General features: G+C 73.0%; 15 protein-coding genes. 2 read left to right on the top strand and 13 right to left on the bottom strand.

The genetic code is table 11. The annotated features are described in order from the left end of the window. Window positions 1-45: 45 nt before the first annotated feature. Genes OIE12_RS28530 through OIE12_RS28485 form a run of 10 tightly spaced genes read right to left on the bottom strand, consistent with a single transcriptional unit; the run spans window position 46 to window position 10,733 of the window. Window positions 46-1,194 (bottom strand): LLM class flavin-dependent oxidoreductase, encoded by a 1,149-nt coding sequence (locus OIE12_RS28530; RefSeq protein ID WP_329140191.1) that lies wholly within the window; start codon window positions 1,192-1,194, stop codon window positions 46-48. Continuing rightward, the gene (locus tag OIE12_RS28525; RefSeq protein WP_329140189.1) at window positions 1,187-2,278 is read right to left on the bottom strand and encodes an LLM class flavin-dependent oxidoreductase; all 1,092 of its coding nucleotides are present in this window, start codon (window positions 2,276-2,278) and stop codon (window positions 1,187-1,189) included. The genes OIE12_RS28530 and OIE12_RS28525 overlap by 8 nt, the downstream gene beginning before the upstream one ends. Then, on the bottom strand, window positions 2,275-3,711 hold the full coding sequence (locus OIE12_RS28520; protein WP_329140187.1) for an NtaA/DmoA family FMN-dependent monooxygenase: 1,437 nt from the start codon (window positions 3,709-3,711) through the stop codon (window positions 2,275-2,277). Before OIE12_RS28520 ends, OIE12_RS28525 begins: the two co-directional genes overlap by 4 nt. 20 nt (window positions 3,712-3,731) lie before the next feature. After that, window positions 3,732-4,940 (bottom strand): LLM class flavin-dependent oxidoreductase, encoded by a 1,209-nt coding sequence (locus OIE12_RS28515; protein ID WP_329140185.1) that lies wholly within the window; start codon window positions 4,938-4,940, stop codon window positions 3,732-3,734. A gap of 40 nt (window positions 4,941-4,980) precedes the next feature. Continuing rightward, entirely contained in the window at window positions 4,981-5,739 is a 759-nt protein-coding gene (locus OIE12_RS28510; RefSeq protein ID WP_329140183.1) for a GNAT family N-acetyltransferase, read from the bottom strand. Window positions 5,740-5,782: 43 nt separating this feature from the next. Beyond that, on the bottom strand, window positions 5,783-6,772 hold the full coding sequence (locus OIE12_RS28505; protein ID WP_329140181.1) for an ABC transporter substrate-binding protein: 990 nt from the start codon (window positions 6,770-6,772) through the stop codon (window positions 5,783-5,785). 45 nt (window positions 6,773-6,817) lie between these two features. After that, window positions 6,818-7,582 (bottom strand): amino acid ABC transporter ATP-binding protein, encoded by a 765-nt coding sequence (locus OIE12_RS28500; RefSeq protein ID WP_329140180.1) that lies wholly within the window; start codon window positions 7,580-7,582, stop codon window positions 6,818-6,820. Further along, window positions 7,579-8,628 carry an amino acid ABC transporter permease gene (locus tag OIE12_RS28495; protein WP_329140178.1) on the bottom strand — a complete coding sequence of 350 codons (1,050 nt, stop codon included), beginning with the start codon at window positions 8,626-8,628 and terminating at the stop codon, window positions 7,579-7,581. Before OIE12_RS28495 ends, OIE12_RS28500 begins: the two co-directional genes overlap by 4 nt. 21 nt (window positions 8,629-8,649) lie before the next feature. Next, complete coding sequence (locus OIE12_RS28490; protein WP_329140176.1) at window positions 8,650-9,600, bottom strand: ABC transporter substrate-binding protein; 951 nt, start codon at window positions 9,598-9,600, stop codon at window positions 8,650-8,652. Then, the gene (locus tag OIE12_RS28485; protein WP_329140174.1) at window positions 9,597-10,733 is read right to left on the bottom strand and encodes an LLM class flavin-dependent oxidoreductase; all 1,137 of its coding nucleotides are present in this window, start codon (window positions 10,731-10,733) and stop codon (window positions 9,597-9,599) included. Before OIE12_RS28485 ends, OIE12_RS28490 begins: the two co-directional genes overlap by 4 nt. Before the next feature lie 654 nt (window positions 10,734-11,387). Between OIE12_RS28485 and OIE12_RS28480 the strand changes: the two genes are divergently transcribed. Further along, window positions 11,388-12,401, top strand: coding sequence for an amino acid ABC transporter permease (locus OIE12_RS28480; protein WP_329140172.1), 1,014 nt, complete (start codon window positions 11,388-11,390; stop codon window positions 12,399-12,401). Here OIE12_RS28480 and OIE12_RS28475 read toward each other — a convergent pair. From OIE12_RS28475 to OIE12_RS28465, 3 genes are read right to left on the bottom strand one after another with little or no spacing between them, the layout of a single operon-like run. Beyond that, window positions 12,385-12,594, bottom strand: a complete 210-nt coding sequence (locus tag OIE12_RS28475) for a tautomerase family protein (RefSeq protein ID WP_329140170.1) — start codon at window positions 12,592-12,594, stop codon at window positions 12,385-12,387. The two genes, OIE12_RS28480 and OIE12_RS28475, sit on opposite strands and share 17 nt — an antisense overlap. Before the next feature lie 45 nt (window positions 12,595-12,639). Then, on the bottom strand, window positions 12,640-13,545 hold the full coding sequence (locus OIE12_RS28470) for an SDR family NAD(P)-dependent oxidoreductase (RefSeq protein WP_329140168.1): 906 nt from the start codon (window positions 13,543-13,545) through the stop codon (window positions 12,640-12,642). Continuing rightward, window positions 13,542-14,303, bottom strand: a complete 762-nt coding sequence (locus tag OIE12_RS28465) for an SDR family oxidoreductase (RefSeq protein WP_329140166.1) — start codon at window positions 14,301-14,303, stop codon at window positions 13,542-13,544. The genes OIE12_RS28470 and OIE12_RS28465 overlap by 4 nt, the downstream gene beginning before the upstream one ends. A 77-nt stretch (window positions 14,304-14,380) precedes the next feature. On the opposite strand from OIE12_RS28465, the gene OIE12_RS28460 reads away from it, so the two are divergent. After that, window positions 14,381-15,256 (top strand): helix-turn-helix transcriptional regulator, encoded by an 876-nt coding sequence (locus tag OIE12_RS28460; protein WP_443053941.1) that lies wholly within the window; start codon window positions 14,381-14,383, stop codon window positions 15,254-15,256. The last annotated feature ends 8 nt before the right edge of the window (window positions 15,257-15,264 follow it).

Here is a 15,264-nt window from a genome sequence, read left to right as displayed (position 1 = left end):
ATGCGTCGGGTCGGTCGGTGGAGGTCAACGGGGCCCGTGACCGGATCAGTTGGGCCCGAGCGTGTGCCCGCGCCCTCGCCACTCCTCGGCGAGGAGGGCGTAGGACCGCACCCGGTCGGCGTGGTCGTGGGTGATCGTCGTGACGAGGACTTCGTCCGCGTCCGTGGCCTCCCGCAGCCGCTCCAGTTCGTCGGCCACCCGGCCGGGCGTGCCGACGAACCGGGTGTCGAGGCGGTCCTGGACGAGCGCCCGGTCCGCGTCGGTCCACGGGTACGCGCGCGCCTCCTCGGGCGTCGGGAACGGGATGGCGCCCTCGGCGGTACGGATGCTGCGCACCCACGGGCCGTACCCGGCGGCGAGTGCGCGGGCGGTGGCGTCGTCCTCGGCGACGACGACGTCCGCCGAGACGCTGACGTACGGCTTGTCGAGGAATTCGGAGGGCTGGAAGAAGGACCGGTACCCCTCCACCGCCTCCAGGACGGTGGCCGGGCTGACGTGGTAGTTCGCCGCGAACCGCAGCCCCCGGCGGCCCGCGACCGCCGCGCTCTGGCCGCCGCTGCTGCCCAGGATCCACACCTGGAGGTCGGCGCCCTCGCCGGGCACGACGTGTGCCTCGACGCCCTCCGGGGAGCGGTAGGTGCCGGCCAGCAGGGCGAGGAGGTCGTCGATCTGCTCGGCGTAGTCCTGCGGTGCGGCGCCCGGCAGTGAGAGCAGCCGGCGTTGCAGGGCGATGCGGGGCGAGCCGAGGAGCTGCGCGAAGTCGAACCGGGGCGGGACGAGCAGGCCGTTGGGTGCCCGCCCGTCGACCACCGGGGTCGCCGTCGGCAGCGCCTGGGCCCGCTCCCCCGGCGGGCGCCCGCCCGAGCGGCCGAGACCCAGGTCGAAGCGGCCGGGGTGGGCCGTGTCGAGCAGCCCGAACTCCTCCACGGTGGACAGCGCCGTACGGTGGCCGAGCTGCACGGCGCCGGAGCCGAGCCGGATGGTGGAGGTGGCGGCGGCGGTGAGCGCCAGGACGACGGCGGGCGAGGTGCCGGCGACGCCGGGGTTGAGATGGTGCTCGGCGAACCAGTAGCGGCCGTAGCCGAGGCGTTCGGCCTGCTGGGCGAGGTCGACCGAGTTGCGCAGCGCGTCGGCGGCCGTCGCGCCGGACGGGATCGGGACCAGGTCGAGGACGCCGAGGGTGAGGTCAGACACGGGCGGACTCCTCCGGGACGGGGGCGGCCGGGAGCACGGGGCCCCAGGCGAACGGCGGGTCGGGGATCTCCCGGCGCAGCACGGGGGCGACGGCGGACTGGAACAGTTCGAGGGAGGCGCGGTGCCGGTCGGGGGGCAGCCCGCCGGCATCGGCGTGCACATGGAGGACGGTGTGCCCGAACCGCTCGTGGTAGCGGTGGACCTTCTCGACGACCTGCTGCGGGCTGCCGATCAGCGCCGAGCTGCGGGCGACGTAGTCCTCCAGGGTCTCGAAGACCACGGGCAGGCCGGCCTCGCGGGCGAAGGCCAGATTGGCCTCGAACACCGGCCGGTAGGCGGCGACGGCCGCCTGCGAGGTCGGGGCCACGAGGAGGCCGGCCGTACCCGCGCCGACCGTGAGCGCGGCCGGGTCGTGGCCGTAGTGCGCCCAGCGCTCCCGGTAGTACCGGATCAGTGCGGCGTACGGTTCCATCGGGTGGGTGACGTTGGCGGAGAACAGCGGCTCGCCGTGGCGGGCGGCCAGGTCGACGGACTCCCTGCTGGTGGCGCTGCCGTGCCAGATCCGGACCGGCCGCTGGTACGGGCGCGGCCACACCTCCGCGTCGGTGAGCGGCGGGCGGAAGCGGGTGGCCGCGGTGACCTTGTTCTGGCGCCAGATCCGCCGGAACACCTCGTAGCTCTCGGCGTTGCGCTCCCACTGGTCCTCGGGCGTGACGTGGAACAGCTCGCGCTGGGCGGCGCCGTTGCCCTTGCCGATGATGAGGTCGAGGCGGCCCTCGGAGAGGTGGTCGAGGGTGGCGTAGTCCTCGTAGGCGCGGACGGGGTCGAGGAGGCTGAGGGTGGTGACGCCGGTGAAGAGCCGGATCCGCCGGGTCAGCGCGGCGATGTGGCTGAGGACGACCGGCGGCGCGGAGGAGAGGAACGGCCGCTCGTGCCGCTCCCCCACGCCGAAGCCGTCGAAGCCGAGTTCCTCGGCGAGCAGCGCGCTGTCGAGGACTTCGCGGAACCGGTCGTGGGTGGGGGTGAGGACACCGGTGAGCGGGTCGGGGCGGTGCACGATGAGAGTGAGGGCGAGGAACTTCACGACGCCACCCGCTGCTCGGCGCCCGCGTGCTCCGGCTCCGGCCGCCGCCCGTCGTGCGCGTGGCCCGGGTGGGTGAGACCGAGGTGGTCGCGCAGGGTGGTGCCCTCGTACTCGGTGCGGAACACGCCCTGTTCCTGGAGCAGCGGGACGACCGTGTCGGCGAACTCGTCGAGGCCGCCGGGGGTGAGGTGCGGGACGAGGATGAACCCGTCGCTCGCGTCGGTCTGCACGAACGCGTCGATGGCCCGGGCGACGGTGGCGGGCGAGCCCACGAAGCTCTGGCGGTTGCCGGTGTGGATGACCAGGTCGCGGATGGACCAGTCGTGCGCGGCGGCGAGCTCGCGCCACTCGCGGGCGACGGCCAGCCGGTCGTGGTACTCCCGCACTTGGGCGCGCCCGCGCACGAGGTGCTCGTCGCCGGTGTCCGGGTCGATGTCGGGCAGCGGGCCCTCGGGGTCGTACGAGGACAGGTCCCGGTTCCAGACGAACTCCAGGTGCCGCAGGGCGGTGGCCCCGCTGACCTGGAGGCGGCGCACCTCGCGGGCGCGCTCCTCCGCCTCGGCGTCGGTGTCGCCGAGCACGAAGGTGGCGGCGGGCAGGATGAGCAACTGGTCGTGGCGGCGGCCGTACTTGGCGAGGCGGGACTTGACGTCGGCGTAGAAGGCCTTGCCCGCGTCCAGTCGCGCGTGCCTGCTGAAGATCGCGTCGGCGCTCGACGCGGCGAACTCGCGGCCCTCCTCGGAGTCGCCGGCCTGGAAGATCACCGGACGGCCCTGCGGGGAGCGTGGCACGTCGAACTGCCCGTGGATGTCGAAATGTTGCCCTGTGTGGACGAAGGACCCGGCCTTCGCGTCCCGCAGGAACGTGCCGGTGGCCGGGTCGGCGACGATCTCGTCGCCGTGCCAGGAGTCGAAGAGGTCGTGCGCGGTGGCGAGGAACTCCTTGGCGCGGGAGTAGCGCTCCTCCTGCGGCAGAAAGCCGCCCCGCCGGAAGTTCTCGCCGGTGAAGGCGTCCCAGGAGGTGACGACGTTCCAGGCGGCGCGGCCGTCGGAGAGGTGGTCGAGACTGGCGAACTGGCGGGCCACCTCGTAGGGCTCGTTGAAGGTGGAGTTGATGGTGCCGGTCAGTCCGAGCCGGTCGGTGACGGCGGCGAGCGCGGCCAGGACGGTGAAGGTGTCCGGGCGGCCCACGACGTCCAAGTCGTAGATCTTTCCGTGCTGTTCGCGCAGTCGCAGGCCTTCGGCGAGGAAGAGGAAGTCGAACTTGGCGCGTTCGGCGGTGCGCGCGAAGTGGGCGAAGGAGGCGAACTCGATGTGGCTGCCGGCCTCCGGGTCGCTCCACACGGTGGTGTTGTTGACGCCGGGGAAGTGGGCGGCCAGATGGATCCGCTTGAGCGGCTTGCCGGTGTCGGTAGGGTGCGGGGGCTTGGTCATGGTGGGCAGGTCCCTCCGGCTCAGGCGGCCGCGTAGCGGTTGGCGGGGCGGGCGAGGCCGAGGAGACCGCGCAGGGTGTCCGCCTCGTAGGCGCGGCGGAAGAGGCCGCGGCGCTGGAGTTCGGGGACCAGGCGCCGGCCGACGGCCGGGAGGTCGTGCCCGGTGACGGCGGGCCGCAGCCGGAAGCCGGTCAGCCCGGTCGACCCCAACTCCTCCAGCAGGTCGGCCAGTTCGGCGGGTGTCCCGGCGAAGACGCGGGCGTCGGAGGTGTACGGGGCCCCGGCGAAGTCGTCCAGCCGGGCGAGCCGGTCCTCCGCGGCGGCCCGGGTCTCGTCCAGGAAGACCACGAGGTCGCCGAAGACGTGCAGGGGTTCACCGGCGCGTCCGGCGGCCTCCTGCTCGGCGCGGATCTCGGCGACGATCGCGCGCGCCTGGCCGGTGTCGTGCGGGGTGACGTAGCCGACGTCGGCCTGCCGGGCCACCAGCCGGTACGGGACGTTCTGGTGGGCGAGAGCGGTGACGAGCGGCTGGCCCTGGGGCGGGCGCGGGGTGATGGAGGGGCCCTTGACGCGGAAGAAACGGCCCTCGAAGTCGATGTAGTGCAGCTTGTCCCGGTCGACGAAGCGGCCGGTGACCACGTCCCGGATCTCGGCGTCGTCCTCCCAGCTGTCCCACAGCCGCCGCACCACCTCGACGTAGTCGGCGGCCTCGTCGAACAGGTCGGTGACCGAGGGCTGGGCGGACAGGTTCTCGGCGAGGTCGACGCGCGGGACGCGGCGGCGGCCGAAGTGGTCGGCCTCGTGCGGGCGGGCGCTGATCCGCACCCGGAGCCCGGCCCGGCCGCCGCTGACGTGGTCAAGGGTGGCGATCGCCTTGGAGAGGTGGAACGGCTCGGTGTGCGTGGCGATCACGGTCGGGACCAGGCCGATGTGCTGGGTCAGCGGGGCGACCCGGGAGGCGATCAGCACGGCGTCGAGCCGGCCGCGCACCTGGTCGGTGCGGTCGTCGGGGTCGAGGAGGAGGGAGGACTGGAGACCGAGGCCGTCCTCGAACGTGACGAAGTCGAGCAGCCCCCGCTCGGCCTCGGCGACCTGGTCGGCCCAGTACCCGGCGGTGAACAGCTCCCGGGGACGGGAGCCCGGCTCGCGCCAGGAGGCGGGGTGCCAGCCGGTGCCGTCGAGGGCGACGGCGAGGTGGAGGGGGGAGGAGACGGTGGACGCGTCGGACACGGGGAAGGCCTTCCTGGAGGTCCGTGGCGGGGAGGGTGGGTCAGGGGCGGGGCCGCGCACCGGGCGGGGCCGTCGCCGGTGTCCGGACCTGGAGGATCGTCGTCCGGCGGCGGAGCGTGAAGCCGAGCGACTCGTACAGCGCGATCGCCCGCGCGTTGCTCGCGGCGGCGTGCAGGAACGGGGTGTCGCCGCGTTCGCGGATGCCCGCCGCGACCGCGCGCACCAGCCGGGTGGCCAGGCCCCGGCCGCGGTGGTCGGGGTCGGTGCAGACCGCGCTGATCTCCGTCCAGCCGGGCACCCGCAGCCGCTCACCGGCCATGGCGATCAGCCGTCCCCGGTGCCGGATGCCGAGGTAGGTGCCGAGTTCGACGGTCCGGGTGAGAAACGGCCCCGGTGCGGTGCGGGCGATGAGGTCCAGGATCTCGGGGACGTCGTCGGGGCCGAGCCGTACGGCCTCGGGGTCCGGCTCGGCGCGCAGGGCGGTGTCGACGAGCTGGACGCCCTGTCCGCCGCCGACGGTCTCCCAGCCGGCGGGGACGCCGCCGACTCCCTTGATCTGTACGACGGCCGACGGTCCGGCGAGCGCGTGCAGATCGGCCCAGGCGGCCGGGTCCACGGGTTCGGCGACGGCGGCGAACGCGTAGACGTCGGCGGGATAGCGGGCGGCCCGGCCGACGCGTTCGGCGAACCGGGCGGCGTGCGGCCCGGTGAGCGCGGCCCAGACGGGGTTGTCCAGGAGGTGCGGCGCGGGCGGGGCGGCGGGGGCCTCGTCCGCGGGGAGGTGGATCGTGTGCGCCATGGTGGCGGGGTTCCTTACGGGTCGAAGAGGGGACCGTCCGGGGCTACTTGTTGCTGCGGGGCAGCCCCGGCGGGTTCACCTCGGACTCCGTCACGGCCTCGTCCGACAGCCCCCAGCGGCTCAGCACCTTGGCGTACGTGCCGTTCTCGATGACGTGGTTGAGCGCGTCGGCGAGCGGCTTCGCCAGCCCGCTGTCCTTCTTGGTGGTGGCCGCGATGAGCCCCTGGAGGGTGGCCCCGGCGCCGGAGTAGGTGCCGACGACCTCCGACTCGCCGGCGGTGGCGACGTGGTAGGCGGCGGTCGGGTTGGGGCCGAGGGCGAGGTCGATCCGGCCGGAGCGGAGCGCGAGGTAGGTGTCGGTGGGGTTCTGGTAGTACTTGATGTCGACCGGCTTGCGCCCGGCCTTCACGTTGGTCCTGCTCCACTCGACGAGCAGCTTCTCCTGGTTGGTGCCGCTGCTCACGGCGACGGTCCGGCCCGCCACGTCCTTCGGCCCGGTGACCTTCCAACCGCTGCCCTTCCTCGCCTCGAAGGCGAGGTTGTCCTCGCGGTAGGAGGCGAAGTCGTACTTCTCCTTGCGCTCCTCGGTGACGGTGATGTTGCTGAAGCCGACGTCGTACTTGGCGCTGTCGAGGCCGACGAAGATGTTCTCCCAGGAGACCGGGTTGAGGTGTGCCTCGAGCCCGAGCACGTCGGCGACGAGGTACGCGAGGTCGGGTTCGACGCCGATGACGGTGCGGTCGTCGGTGGCGTAGAAGGTGAGCGGTGCCGCGGAGCCGGAGGAGTCGGCGATCTCCAGGGTGCCTCTCTCGCGGATGGGGGCCGGGACCTCGGCGGCGAGGGAGGCGACCTTGTCCGTGGTGATGCGGGCCCGGTCGGGGCTGGTGTCGATCGTCGTCCTCGCGGTGGCGCCCGGGGTGGCCGCGACCTCGGCCGTGGCGCCGTCGTCGGGGTTGCCGCAGGCGGTGAGGGCGAGGGCGGCGGCGAGTCCGAGCGCGGTGGCGGTGGTGCGGCGGGTGAGGGGGGCGGTCATGGGCGTGCTCCTGGTGGTCGGAGAAGAGGTGGGGCGGGCGGCAGGTCAGAGGACCTTGGAGAGGAACGCCCGGGTGCGCGCGTGCCGCGGGTCGTCCAGGACGGCCGCGGGTGGGCCCTGTTCCACCACGACCCCGCCGTCCATGAACACCACGGTGTCGGCGACCTCGCGGGCGAAGCCGATCTCGTGGGTGACGACGATCATCGTGGTTCCGGTGCGGGCCAGGTCCTTGATGACGTCGAGGACCTCGCCGACCAGTTCCGGGTCGAGCGCGGAGGTGGGCTCGTCGAAGAGCAGCACCTTGGGTTCGAGGGCGAGCGCGCGGGCGATGGCGACGCGCTGCTGCTGGCCGCCGGACAGCTGGCGCGGATAGGAGTCCGCCCGGTCCGCGAGTCCGACCCGCTCCAGCAGCCGGCGGGCTCTCTCGCGCGCCTCCTTGCGGGGGCGGCGCAGCGCGGAGACGGGGGCCTCGATCAGGTTCTCCAGCACGGTCAGATGCGGGAAGAGGTTGAAGTTCTGGAAGACGAACCCGATGTGGGTGCGCTGCCGCAGGACGTCCTTCTCCTTGAGTTCGTGCAGCTTGTCCCCGGCGCGGCGGTAGCCGATGAGTTCGCCGTCGATGCTGATCCAGCCGCTGTTGACCTTCTCCAGGTGGTTGATGGTGCGCAGCAGCGTGGACTTGCCCGACCCGGACGGGCCGAGGATCACGGTGACCTCGCCGGCGCGGACGGTGAGGTCCACGCCGCGCAGCACCTCCAGCGGGCCGAAGCTCTTGTGGACGCCGTGGACGTCCACCATGACCTCGCTCATCGGGTCTCTCCCAGGGGTTGCGGGCTCCTCAGCGGTACGACGGGGCGGTCGCGGTGGGCCGCCGCCGCGCGCAGGGTGCGCAGCGAGCGGCGGGCGCGCTGGAGGGGGGTGGGTGGTGGGGTGCGGTCGGCGCCGCGGGCGTAGCGGCGCTCGACGTAGTACTGGGCGACCGACAGCAGCGAGGTGAGCAGCACGTACCAGGCGGTGGCGACCAGCAGCAGTGGGATCACCCGGCCGTTGCGGCCGTAGACCACCTGGACCTGGTAGAACAGCTCGCCGATCGACATGACGTAGACCACCGAGGTGCCCTTGAGCAGGCCGATGACCTCGTTGCCCGCGGTGGGCAGGATGGCGCGCATCGCCTGCGGCAGCACGATCCGGCGGATCTGGCGCAGCCGCGGGATGCCGAGGGCGGCGGCGGCCTCCAACTGGCCCTGGTCGACGGCGAGTACGCCGCCGCGGACGATCTCGGCGCAGTAGGCGGCCTGGTGCAGGGTCAGCCCGATGACGGCGGCGCCCATGGTGCCGATGATGCTGTTGCTGTCGACGGACCAGAACACGGGGCCGAAGGGGATGCCGAGGCCGAGCCGGTCGTAGAGCGCGCTCAGGTTGAACCAGAACACCAGCTGGACGATCATCGGGATCGACCGGAAGATCCAGATGTAGGTCCAGGCGACGGTCTGGAGCACCGGGCTGCGCGAGAGCCGCATGAAGGCGAGCACGGTGCCGAGCAGGAAGCCCAGCACGGTGGCGTAGGCGGTGAGTTGGAGGGTCACCCAGACGGCCCGGACGATGGTCTCGGACAGGACGTAGGCGCGGAAGACGTGCCATTCCCAGACCGGGTTGGTGGCCAGTCCGTGCGCGAGCTGGGCGACCAGGACGAGGACGGCGAGGGCCGCCGCCCAGCGGGCGTAGTGGCGGGCGGGTACGACGGTGAAGGTGGCCGGGTCGTCGGGGGCGGGCGGGGTCCGCCCGGCGGCCGGCCCGGTGTGCGGTGCGGCCGCCTCGCCGGGTGGCGCGGCGACGGAGTCGGTGGTGGGTCCCATGGTGGCGTTCTCGCTCACTGGTCACTCGTGCTCGGGCGGGTTGATCCGGGAGGCGTCGATCGCGGAGGCGGTGGTGCCCCATTTGTCGAGGATCCGGGTGTACGCGCCGTCCTTGAGCAGCTCGTTGACGGCGGCCTGGAAGGCCTTGGTGAGCGGGGAGCCCTTCTTGAAGGCGAAGCCGACGTCGAGCCGGTGGTACTCCCCGAGGAAGGTGGTGCCGGAGGCGGGCTGGGCGGCCTGGTAGCGCAGGCCGTTGATGGTCGACATGACGACGTCGATGCGGCCCTGCTGGAGCGCGGTGAGGGTGGCGGCGTTCTCGGAGAACACCTTCACGTCGTACGGCTTCCTGCCCGCCTTCGTGCACACGTCCTTCTGGGCGGCGAGGGTGGTCTCGAAGGTGGTGCCGGCGCCGGTGCCGATGGTGAGGCCGCACAGCTGGGTGAGGTCGGTGATCTTCTTCTTGAGGGTGGTGCTGCCCTTCTTGACCGCGAAGCCCTGGCCGTCGTCGATGTAGGTGACGAAGTCGATGGTCTTCAGCCGGGCTGTGGTGACGCCGAAGTTGCCGGTGCCGACGTCGTACTTGCCGCTGTCGAGGGCGGGCAGGATCGTCTCGAACGAGGCGTCCTGGCGCTGGAGTCTCACGCCGAGCACCTTGGCGACGGCGTCGGCGAGGTCGATGTCCTGCCCCGCGGGCGCCTTGTCCGAGCCGTTCGGGTAGTAGGCGCTGGGCGGGGCCCCGACGGCGCTGCCGACCCGGAGCGTGCCCGACGTCCGTACGGCGGCGGGGAGCAGGGCGGCGACGGAGTCCACCTTGCGCACGGCGGCGACGGGGTCGTCGGTGGGTGCGGGCGAGGCGCCCGCGCCGACGGCCGCCGTGCCGTCGGGGTCGCCGGAGCCGCAGGCGGTGAGCGCCAGGAGCGGCAGCAGGGCGAGCGCGGCGGCGCCGAGCGACCGGGTGCGCAGGGCGCTCATCCGCCCACCACCGCGAGGTTCTGGGTGCCCCGGGGCGTCCGCGCGGCGTCGCGCTTGGCGACCTCCTCGCGGACGAGCGGGATCACGTAGCGGCCGAAGTCGACGGCGTCCTGGAGCAGGTCGTAGCCGCGTGCGGAGAGGATGTCGACGCCGAGGTCGTAGTAGTCGAGGAGGGCCTGGGCCACCGTCTCGGGGGTGCCGACCAGGGCGTTGGAGTTGCCCGCGCCTCCGGTGGCGGCGGCGGTGGGGGTCCACAGGGCGCGGTCGTAGCGCTCGCCCGCCTCGGCGATGGCGAGCAGCCGCTGCGAGCCGGCGTTCTCCGGCTCCGTCCGCCCGTGGTGGCGCCGGCTGATCCGTTCGCCCTTCGCCCGGCGCTCCTTGATCGCGCCGACGGTGCGGTGGGCCTTCTCCCAGGCCTCCCGTTCCGTCGGGGCGATGATCGGGCGGAACGCCACCTGGATGCGCGGCACGTCGGTGCGGCCCGCCTCCCATGCGGCGGCCCTGACCGCGTCGATCTGCTGGGCGGTCCTGGCCAGCGGCTCGCCCCACAGGCAGTAGATGTCGGCCTCGGCGCCCCCGGCGGCGTACGCGGCGGGCGAGGAGCCGCCGAACGAGACGTCGGGGCGCGGCTGTTGGACGGGGAAGACGTCGCTGACGAAGTCGTGGAAGCGGTAGTGCTCGCCCTGGTGGTCGAAGGGTGTGCGGGTGGTCCAGATCTTCTTGACGATCTCGATGTACTCGCGGGTGCGGGCGTAGCGCTCGTCCTTGGTGAGCGTGTCGCCCTCGCGGCCCTGCTCGTGGTTGTTGCCGCCGGTGATGAAGTGCACGGTCAGCCGGCCCTCGCTGATCTGGTCGAGGGTGGCGAAGGTCTTGGCGGCGAAGGTGGGGTAGGACACGTTCGGCCGGTGGGCGAGCAGGATCTCCAGGCGCTCCAGCCGGCTCGCGATGTACGCGGCGGCGGGTGCGGGATCCGGGGAGCCGGAGCCGTAGGCGAACAGCACACGGTCCCAGCCGTGTTCCTCGTGGGCGGCGGCGAGACGGAGCGTGTACTCCTTGTCGAAGGCGGCGCCGGAGCGCGGGGTGGTTTCGGAGCCGTCGTTGGTGGCGGCGATCCCGAGGAACTGCACGGGCATGACGGTGGCCTTTCACGGGTGAACCGCGGCGCGGAGACATGACGAACTCGCCCTGCGCACGGGTTGGGTGATGGTGCGTCAGAAAAGGGAGAGTGGTGCGGGCCATGCGCTGCCGGTGGTGCGGTGCGGGCAGCTCGGTGCGGGTGTGACGACGACGGGCGTCGGGGAAGGGGCGTGCGGCGGCAGCGCGCGAAGGCGGAGGGAGCGGCCCGCGTCGGGGGTCACCGGGACAGGCCGGGACTCACCGAGGGAGGGACGGGCCGGTCAGCGGGCCCGCTGCCGAGTCAGGCGCAACACGCGGCGGACCACACTCGACCGAAGTCGATGTGACCGCGCGAGACCAAGCGCTGCTGGGCGTCCATGCGATTAATTGAGCAGTGCGTCGCGCCGTTCGTCAAGCGGCGTTCGGATGGCGGACCGGCCCGGAGCCGCCGCCCGCCAGGCCCTGTTGACAGCTGCGCGCGGTGGGCACATACGATCGAGGGCGGGTCGGCTCCGCCGTGTGCGGCAGCCTCTCCGGCCGCGTTGAGGGACGCGGTGACCGTGACGACGTCGGACCCCGGACGCACCGGACCGGCGCGGCTCCTGCCGCGCTCCCTGGTGTCCCGGGCGGTCATCCACGCCAGCGACTCCCTCCCCCGGAGAGGCCTTCCGATGTTCACGCCTTCCGATGTCACCGCCGTCGGCTCCGGCCCCGCCGGCCGGGCCGCCGCGCAACAGCCGCCCGCGCCGGGCGGTTCGGGCGCCGCCGATGCCCCGCGGATCGTGCCGCGCCGGCACCTCGGGCGTCAGGCGACCGCCGTCCTCGCGCTGCTCGTGCTCGCCATGGTGGTCAACTCCGTCGTCCGCAACGACGCCTTCCAATGGGCCGTGGTGGGGCGGTACTTCGCCGCCACCGCCGTGCTCGACGGGCTGCTGCTCACGCTGTGGCTGACCGGCGCGGTGATGGTGCTCGGGTTCCTGCTCGGCACCGTCCTCGCCGTGATGCGGCTCTCCGCCAACCCGGTGCTGCGCACGCTGAGTTGGGGCTATGTGTGGATCTTCCGGTCCACTCCGCTGCTGGTGCAGCTGCTGTTCTGGTTCAACATCGGCGCGCTCTACCCGACGCTCGGCCTGGGCGTCCCGTTCGGCCCGCAGTTCGTGACCGTCGAGACGGTGAACCTCCTCGGGCCCACCCTGACCGCCGTGATCGGGCTCACCCTGCACGAGACCGCGTACGCCGCCGAGGTGGTGCGCGGCGGCATCCTCTCCGTCGACTCCGGTCAGACGGAGGCCGCGCAGGCGCTCGGGCTGAGCCGGCGCCGCACCCTGCGCCGGATCGTCATTCCGCAGGCCATGCGCTCGATCGTGCCGACCGCCGGGAACATGCTGATCGGCACGCTCAAGGGCACGAGCATCGTCAGCGTGCTGGCCGTGCACGACCTGCTGTACTCGGTGCAGCTGGTCTACAACCAGACCTACCAGGTCATCCCGCTGCTGATGGTCGCCACTCTCTGGTACATCGCGGTCACCACGGTGCTGGGCGCCGGGCAGTTCTACGTCGAGCGGTACTACGCACGCGGCAACGTCCGCGCCCTGCCGCCCACCCCGCTGCAACGGCTGCGGGCACGGCGGAGGCCCGGCACCGGGGTGCCGGGCCCGACGTGGTGGGTCAGGACTCGCCGTTGAGCATCGCGGCGGTCAGGATGTTGCCGGCGACTCCCCAGCCGCCGTCCGGGACCTCGTCGACGAGGACGACCGTGGTCGGCCGTGCGCGCTCGCCGTAGATTTCGGCGTAGAGGTCGGTGGTGCGCTCGACGATCTTCTTCTTGTCGGCGTCGCCGAGGGTGCCGGCCGGGACCTTGAAGTGGGCGAAAGGCATGGTTGTCGCTCCTTGGAAAGGATGTGTCGCGGGTGTGTGTGCCGGTCAGAGGCTGGCGCCGGGCGTGAGCAGTTCGCCGATGCCGACGCGGTGGTAGAACTCCGCGCGGACGCGGTCGTAGACGGCGGAGACCACCTCGCTGCCGTCGCGGCTGGGGTCGACGTGGGTGCGCAGCGGGCGGGCGCCGTGCGGCAGGCCGACGACGCGGACGATCTCGTCGGCCACCTCGTCCACCTCGCGCCCCGGCGGGAAGACACCGGCGAGCGCGCCGGTCATGCTGTCCCTGAGCGTGCCGTACGCCGCGTCGTACTCCGCCGCCCTCGCGGTGTCCGCGGGGGTGCCCGCGTGCGCGAAGTGGTTGGTGCCGCTCGGATACGCCCCCGGGATGACGAGGGTGGTCTCGATGCCGTACTTGACCACCTCGGCTGCGTAGCTCTCGGCGAGCGCGTCCATCGCGGCCTTGGCGGCGAAGTAGGGCGCCAGGAAGGGCGGATGGCCGCCGCGGGTGGAGGAGGACCCCACCCAGAGGAGGAGGCCGCGGCCCTGGCGGCGCATGAGCGGGAGCACCGTGCGGTTGACCCGCTGGGTGGAGAGGACGTTGATGTCGTAGACGTCGGCGAGCTGCTCGGGCGTGAACGCCTCGGCCGGCCCGAGGACCATGTGGCCGGCGTTGTGCACCACGGTGTCCAGGCGTTCCTGCTCGGCCTCGATCCGGGCGACGGCGGCGTCGACCGACTCCTGGTCCTGGACGTCCATCTCGACGGCCGCCAGGCGCAGCCCGTGTTCGGCGGCGAGCGCGTCGAGTGCGGCGACGGCGGGGGCGTTGCGGCCGGTGGTGGCCCGCATGCCCGCGTAGACGGTGTGCCCGGCCCCGGCCAGGGCGCGTGCGGCGAGGTTGCCGAAGCCGCTGGAGGCGCCGGTGACCACCACGACCTGAGGGCGGGTGCTCATACCATCCCTCCGTTCGCGCGCAGGATCTGTCCGTTGACCCAGCGCCCCTGCGGGCCGGCCAGGAAGGCGACCACGCGGGCGATGTCCTTTGGGGTGCCGAGCCGCTCCAGCGGCGGGGTCTTGGCGAGCCGCTCGATCTGCTCCTCCGTCTTGCCCTCGAGGAAGAGGTCCGTGGCGGTGGGCCCGGGCGCGACCGTGTTCACGGTGACGTCCCGGCCGCGCAGCTCGCGGGCGAGGATCAGGGTGAGCGCCTCGACGGCGCCCTTGCTCGCCGCGTAGGCGCCGTAGGAGGGGAACTGCGTGCCCACCACGGAGGTGGAGAAGCCGACGAACGCGCCGCCCGACCGCAGCCGGCGCGCGGCCTGCTGGGCGACGACGAAGGTGCCGCGGATGTTGGTGCGGTGCACGGCGTCCAGGACGGCGAGGTCGAGCTCGGCGACGGGGGCCAGGGCCATCCGGCCGGCGCAGTTGACGACGACGTCCACGCCGCCGTACTCCTTCTCCGCCCGGTCGAACAGTGCGGCGACCGCCTGCTCGTCCGCGACGTCGGCCCGGACGGCGATCGCCCGGCCGCCGTCGGCGGTGATCTCCGCCACCGTCTCCTCGGCGGCCGCCTCGTCACCGGCGTAGTCGACGACGACGGCGAGCCCGTCCTTGGCGAGCTCCCGGGAGACCGCCCGGCCGATGCCGCGGGAGCCACCGGTGACGACGGCGACCCGGGTGGCCGCCGGCTGCTGGGCTGAGGTGTTCGTGTTCATGCCTCCAGCGTGGACGGCCGCCGCCGGCGGAACCAGGGGATCCCGTCCCCTGTGTCCCGGCCCCGCCCGGGCACACAATGGACACCATGGCTTCTGCGAAGTACACCGAGCTGGGAGCGTTCCTGCGGTCCCGGCGGGCGCGCATCAGACCCGGCGACGTGGGGCTCCCGACGGGGCCCCGGCGCCGGGTGCCCGGGCTCCGACGGGACGAGGTCGCCCAGCTCGCCGGGGCGTCCGTGGACTACTACAACGAGCTGGAGCGGGGCGCCGGATCGCAGCCGTCCGAGCAGATGATCGCGGCGCTGGCCAGGGCGCTGCGGCTGACGGCCGACGAGCGCGACCATCTGTACCACCTGGCCGACCGGCCGGTGCCGGCGAACGCGGGCGCCGTCTCGCACGTGCATCCCGGGATGCTGGACCTGTTGCAGCGGATGCCGTCGACGCCGGCGCAGGTCATCACCGACCTGCACGTCACCCTGGTCCAGAACCCGCTCGCGGTGGCCCTGCTCGGGGACCAGACCGGGTTCCGGGGCGCGCGGGCCAGCTTCGTGCACCGGTGGTTCACCGAGCCGGAGGCGCGGCGGCTGTACCCGGAGGCGGACCACGGGATCCAGTCCCGGGCCTTCGTCGCCGACCTGCGCGCGGCCGCGGCGCGGCGGGCCGCGCGGGACGGCGAGGCGCGGGAGCTGGTCGAGTCGCTGCTCGACCGCTCGGCGGAGTTCGCCGCGCTGTGGAACGACCACGACGTGGCGTTCCGGCGCAACGACCGGAAGCGGTTGAACCATCCGGCGCTGGGGCTGGTCGAGGTCAACTGCCTCAACCTGTTCAGCGAGGACGGCCGGCAACGGCTGCTGTGGTTCACCCCGGCGGTGGGCACGGAGAGTGCGGGTCTGTTGGACCTGCTGGGGGTGGTGGGGACGCAGGAACTGGCCGCCGGGGGTGGGGCGGGGTAAAGGGGCGC

The sequence above is a fragment of the Streptomyces sp. NBC_00670 genome (assembly GCF_036226765.1).
In the GTDB taxonomy this organism is placed as follows: Bacteria; Actinomycetota; Actinomycetes; order Streptomycetales; family Streptomycetaceae; genus Streptomyces.
The sequence above is the reverse complement of the archived record's forward strand: the minus strand, read 5'-3'. Positions and strand labels throughout refer to the sequence as shown.

Bases quoted from the DNA above. Each gene is read 5' to 3' on its own strand.
- OIE12_RS28520 (WP_329140187.1), bottom strand. From the start codon at position 3,711: ATGACCAAGCCCCCGCACCCTACCGACACCGGCAAGCCGCTCAAGCGG.
- OIE12_RS28510 (WP_329140183.1), bottom strand. From the start codon at position 5,739: ATGGCGCACACGATCCACCTCCCCGCGGACGAGGCCCCCGCCGCCCCG.
- OIE12_RS28505 (WP_329140181.1), bottom strand. From the start codon at position 6,772: ATGACCGCCCCCCTCACCCGCCGCACCACCGCCACCGCGCTCGGACTC.
- OIE12_RS28500 (WP_329140180.1), bottom strand. From the start codon at position 7,582: ATGAGCGAGGTCATGGTGGACGTCCACGGCGTCCACAAGAGCTTCGGC.
- OIE12_RS28495 (WP_329140178.1), bottom strand. From the start codon at position 8,628: ATGGGACCCACCACCGACTCCGTCGCCGCGCCACCCGGCGAGGCGGCC.
- OIE12_RS28490 (WP_329140176.1), bottom strand. From the start codon at position 9,600: ATGAGCGCCCTGCGCACCCGGTCGCTCGGCGCCGCCGCGCTCGCCCTG.
- OIE12_RS28485 (WP_329140174.1), bottom strand. From the start codon at position 10,733: ATGCCCGTGCAGTTCCTCGGGATCGCCGCCACCAACGACGGCTCCGAA.
- OIE12_RS28480 (WP_329140172.1), top strand. From the start codon at position 11,388: ATGTTCACGCCTTCCGATGTCACCGCCGTCGGCTCCGGCCCCGCCGGC.
- OIE12_RS28475 (WP_329140170.1), bottom strand. From the start codon at position 12,594: ATGCCTTTCGCCCACTTCAAGGTCCCGGCCGGCACCCTCGGCGACGCC.
- OIE12_RS28470 (WP_329140168.1), bottom strand. From the start codon at position 13,545: ATGAGCACCCGCCCTCAGGTCGTGGTGGTCACCGGCGCCTCCAGCGGC.
- OIE12_RS28465 (WP_329140166.1), bottom strand. From the start codon at position 14,303: ATGAACACGAACACCTCAGCCCAGCAGCCGGCGGCCACCCGGGTCGCC.
- OIE12_RS28460 (WP_443053941.1), top strand. From the start codon at position 14,381: ATGGACACCATGGCTTCTGCGAAGTACACCGAGCTGGGAGCGTTCCTG.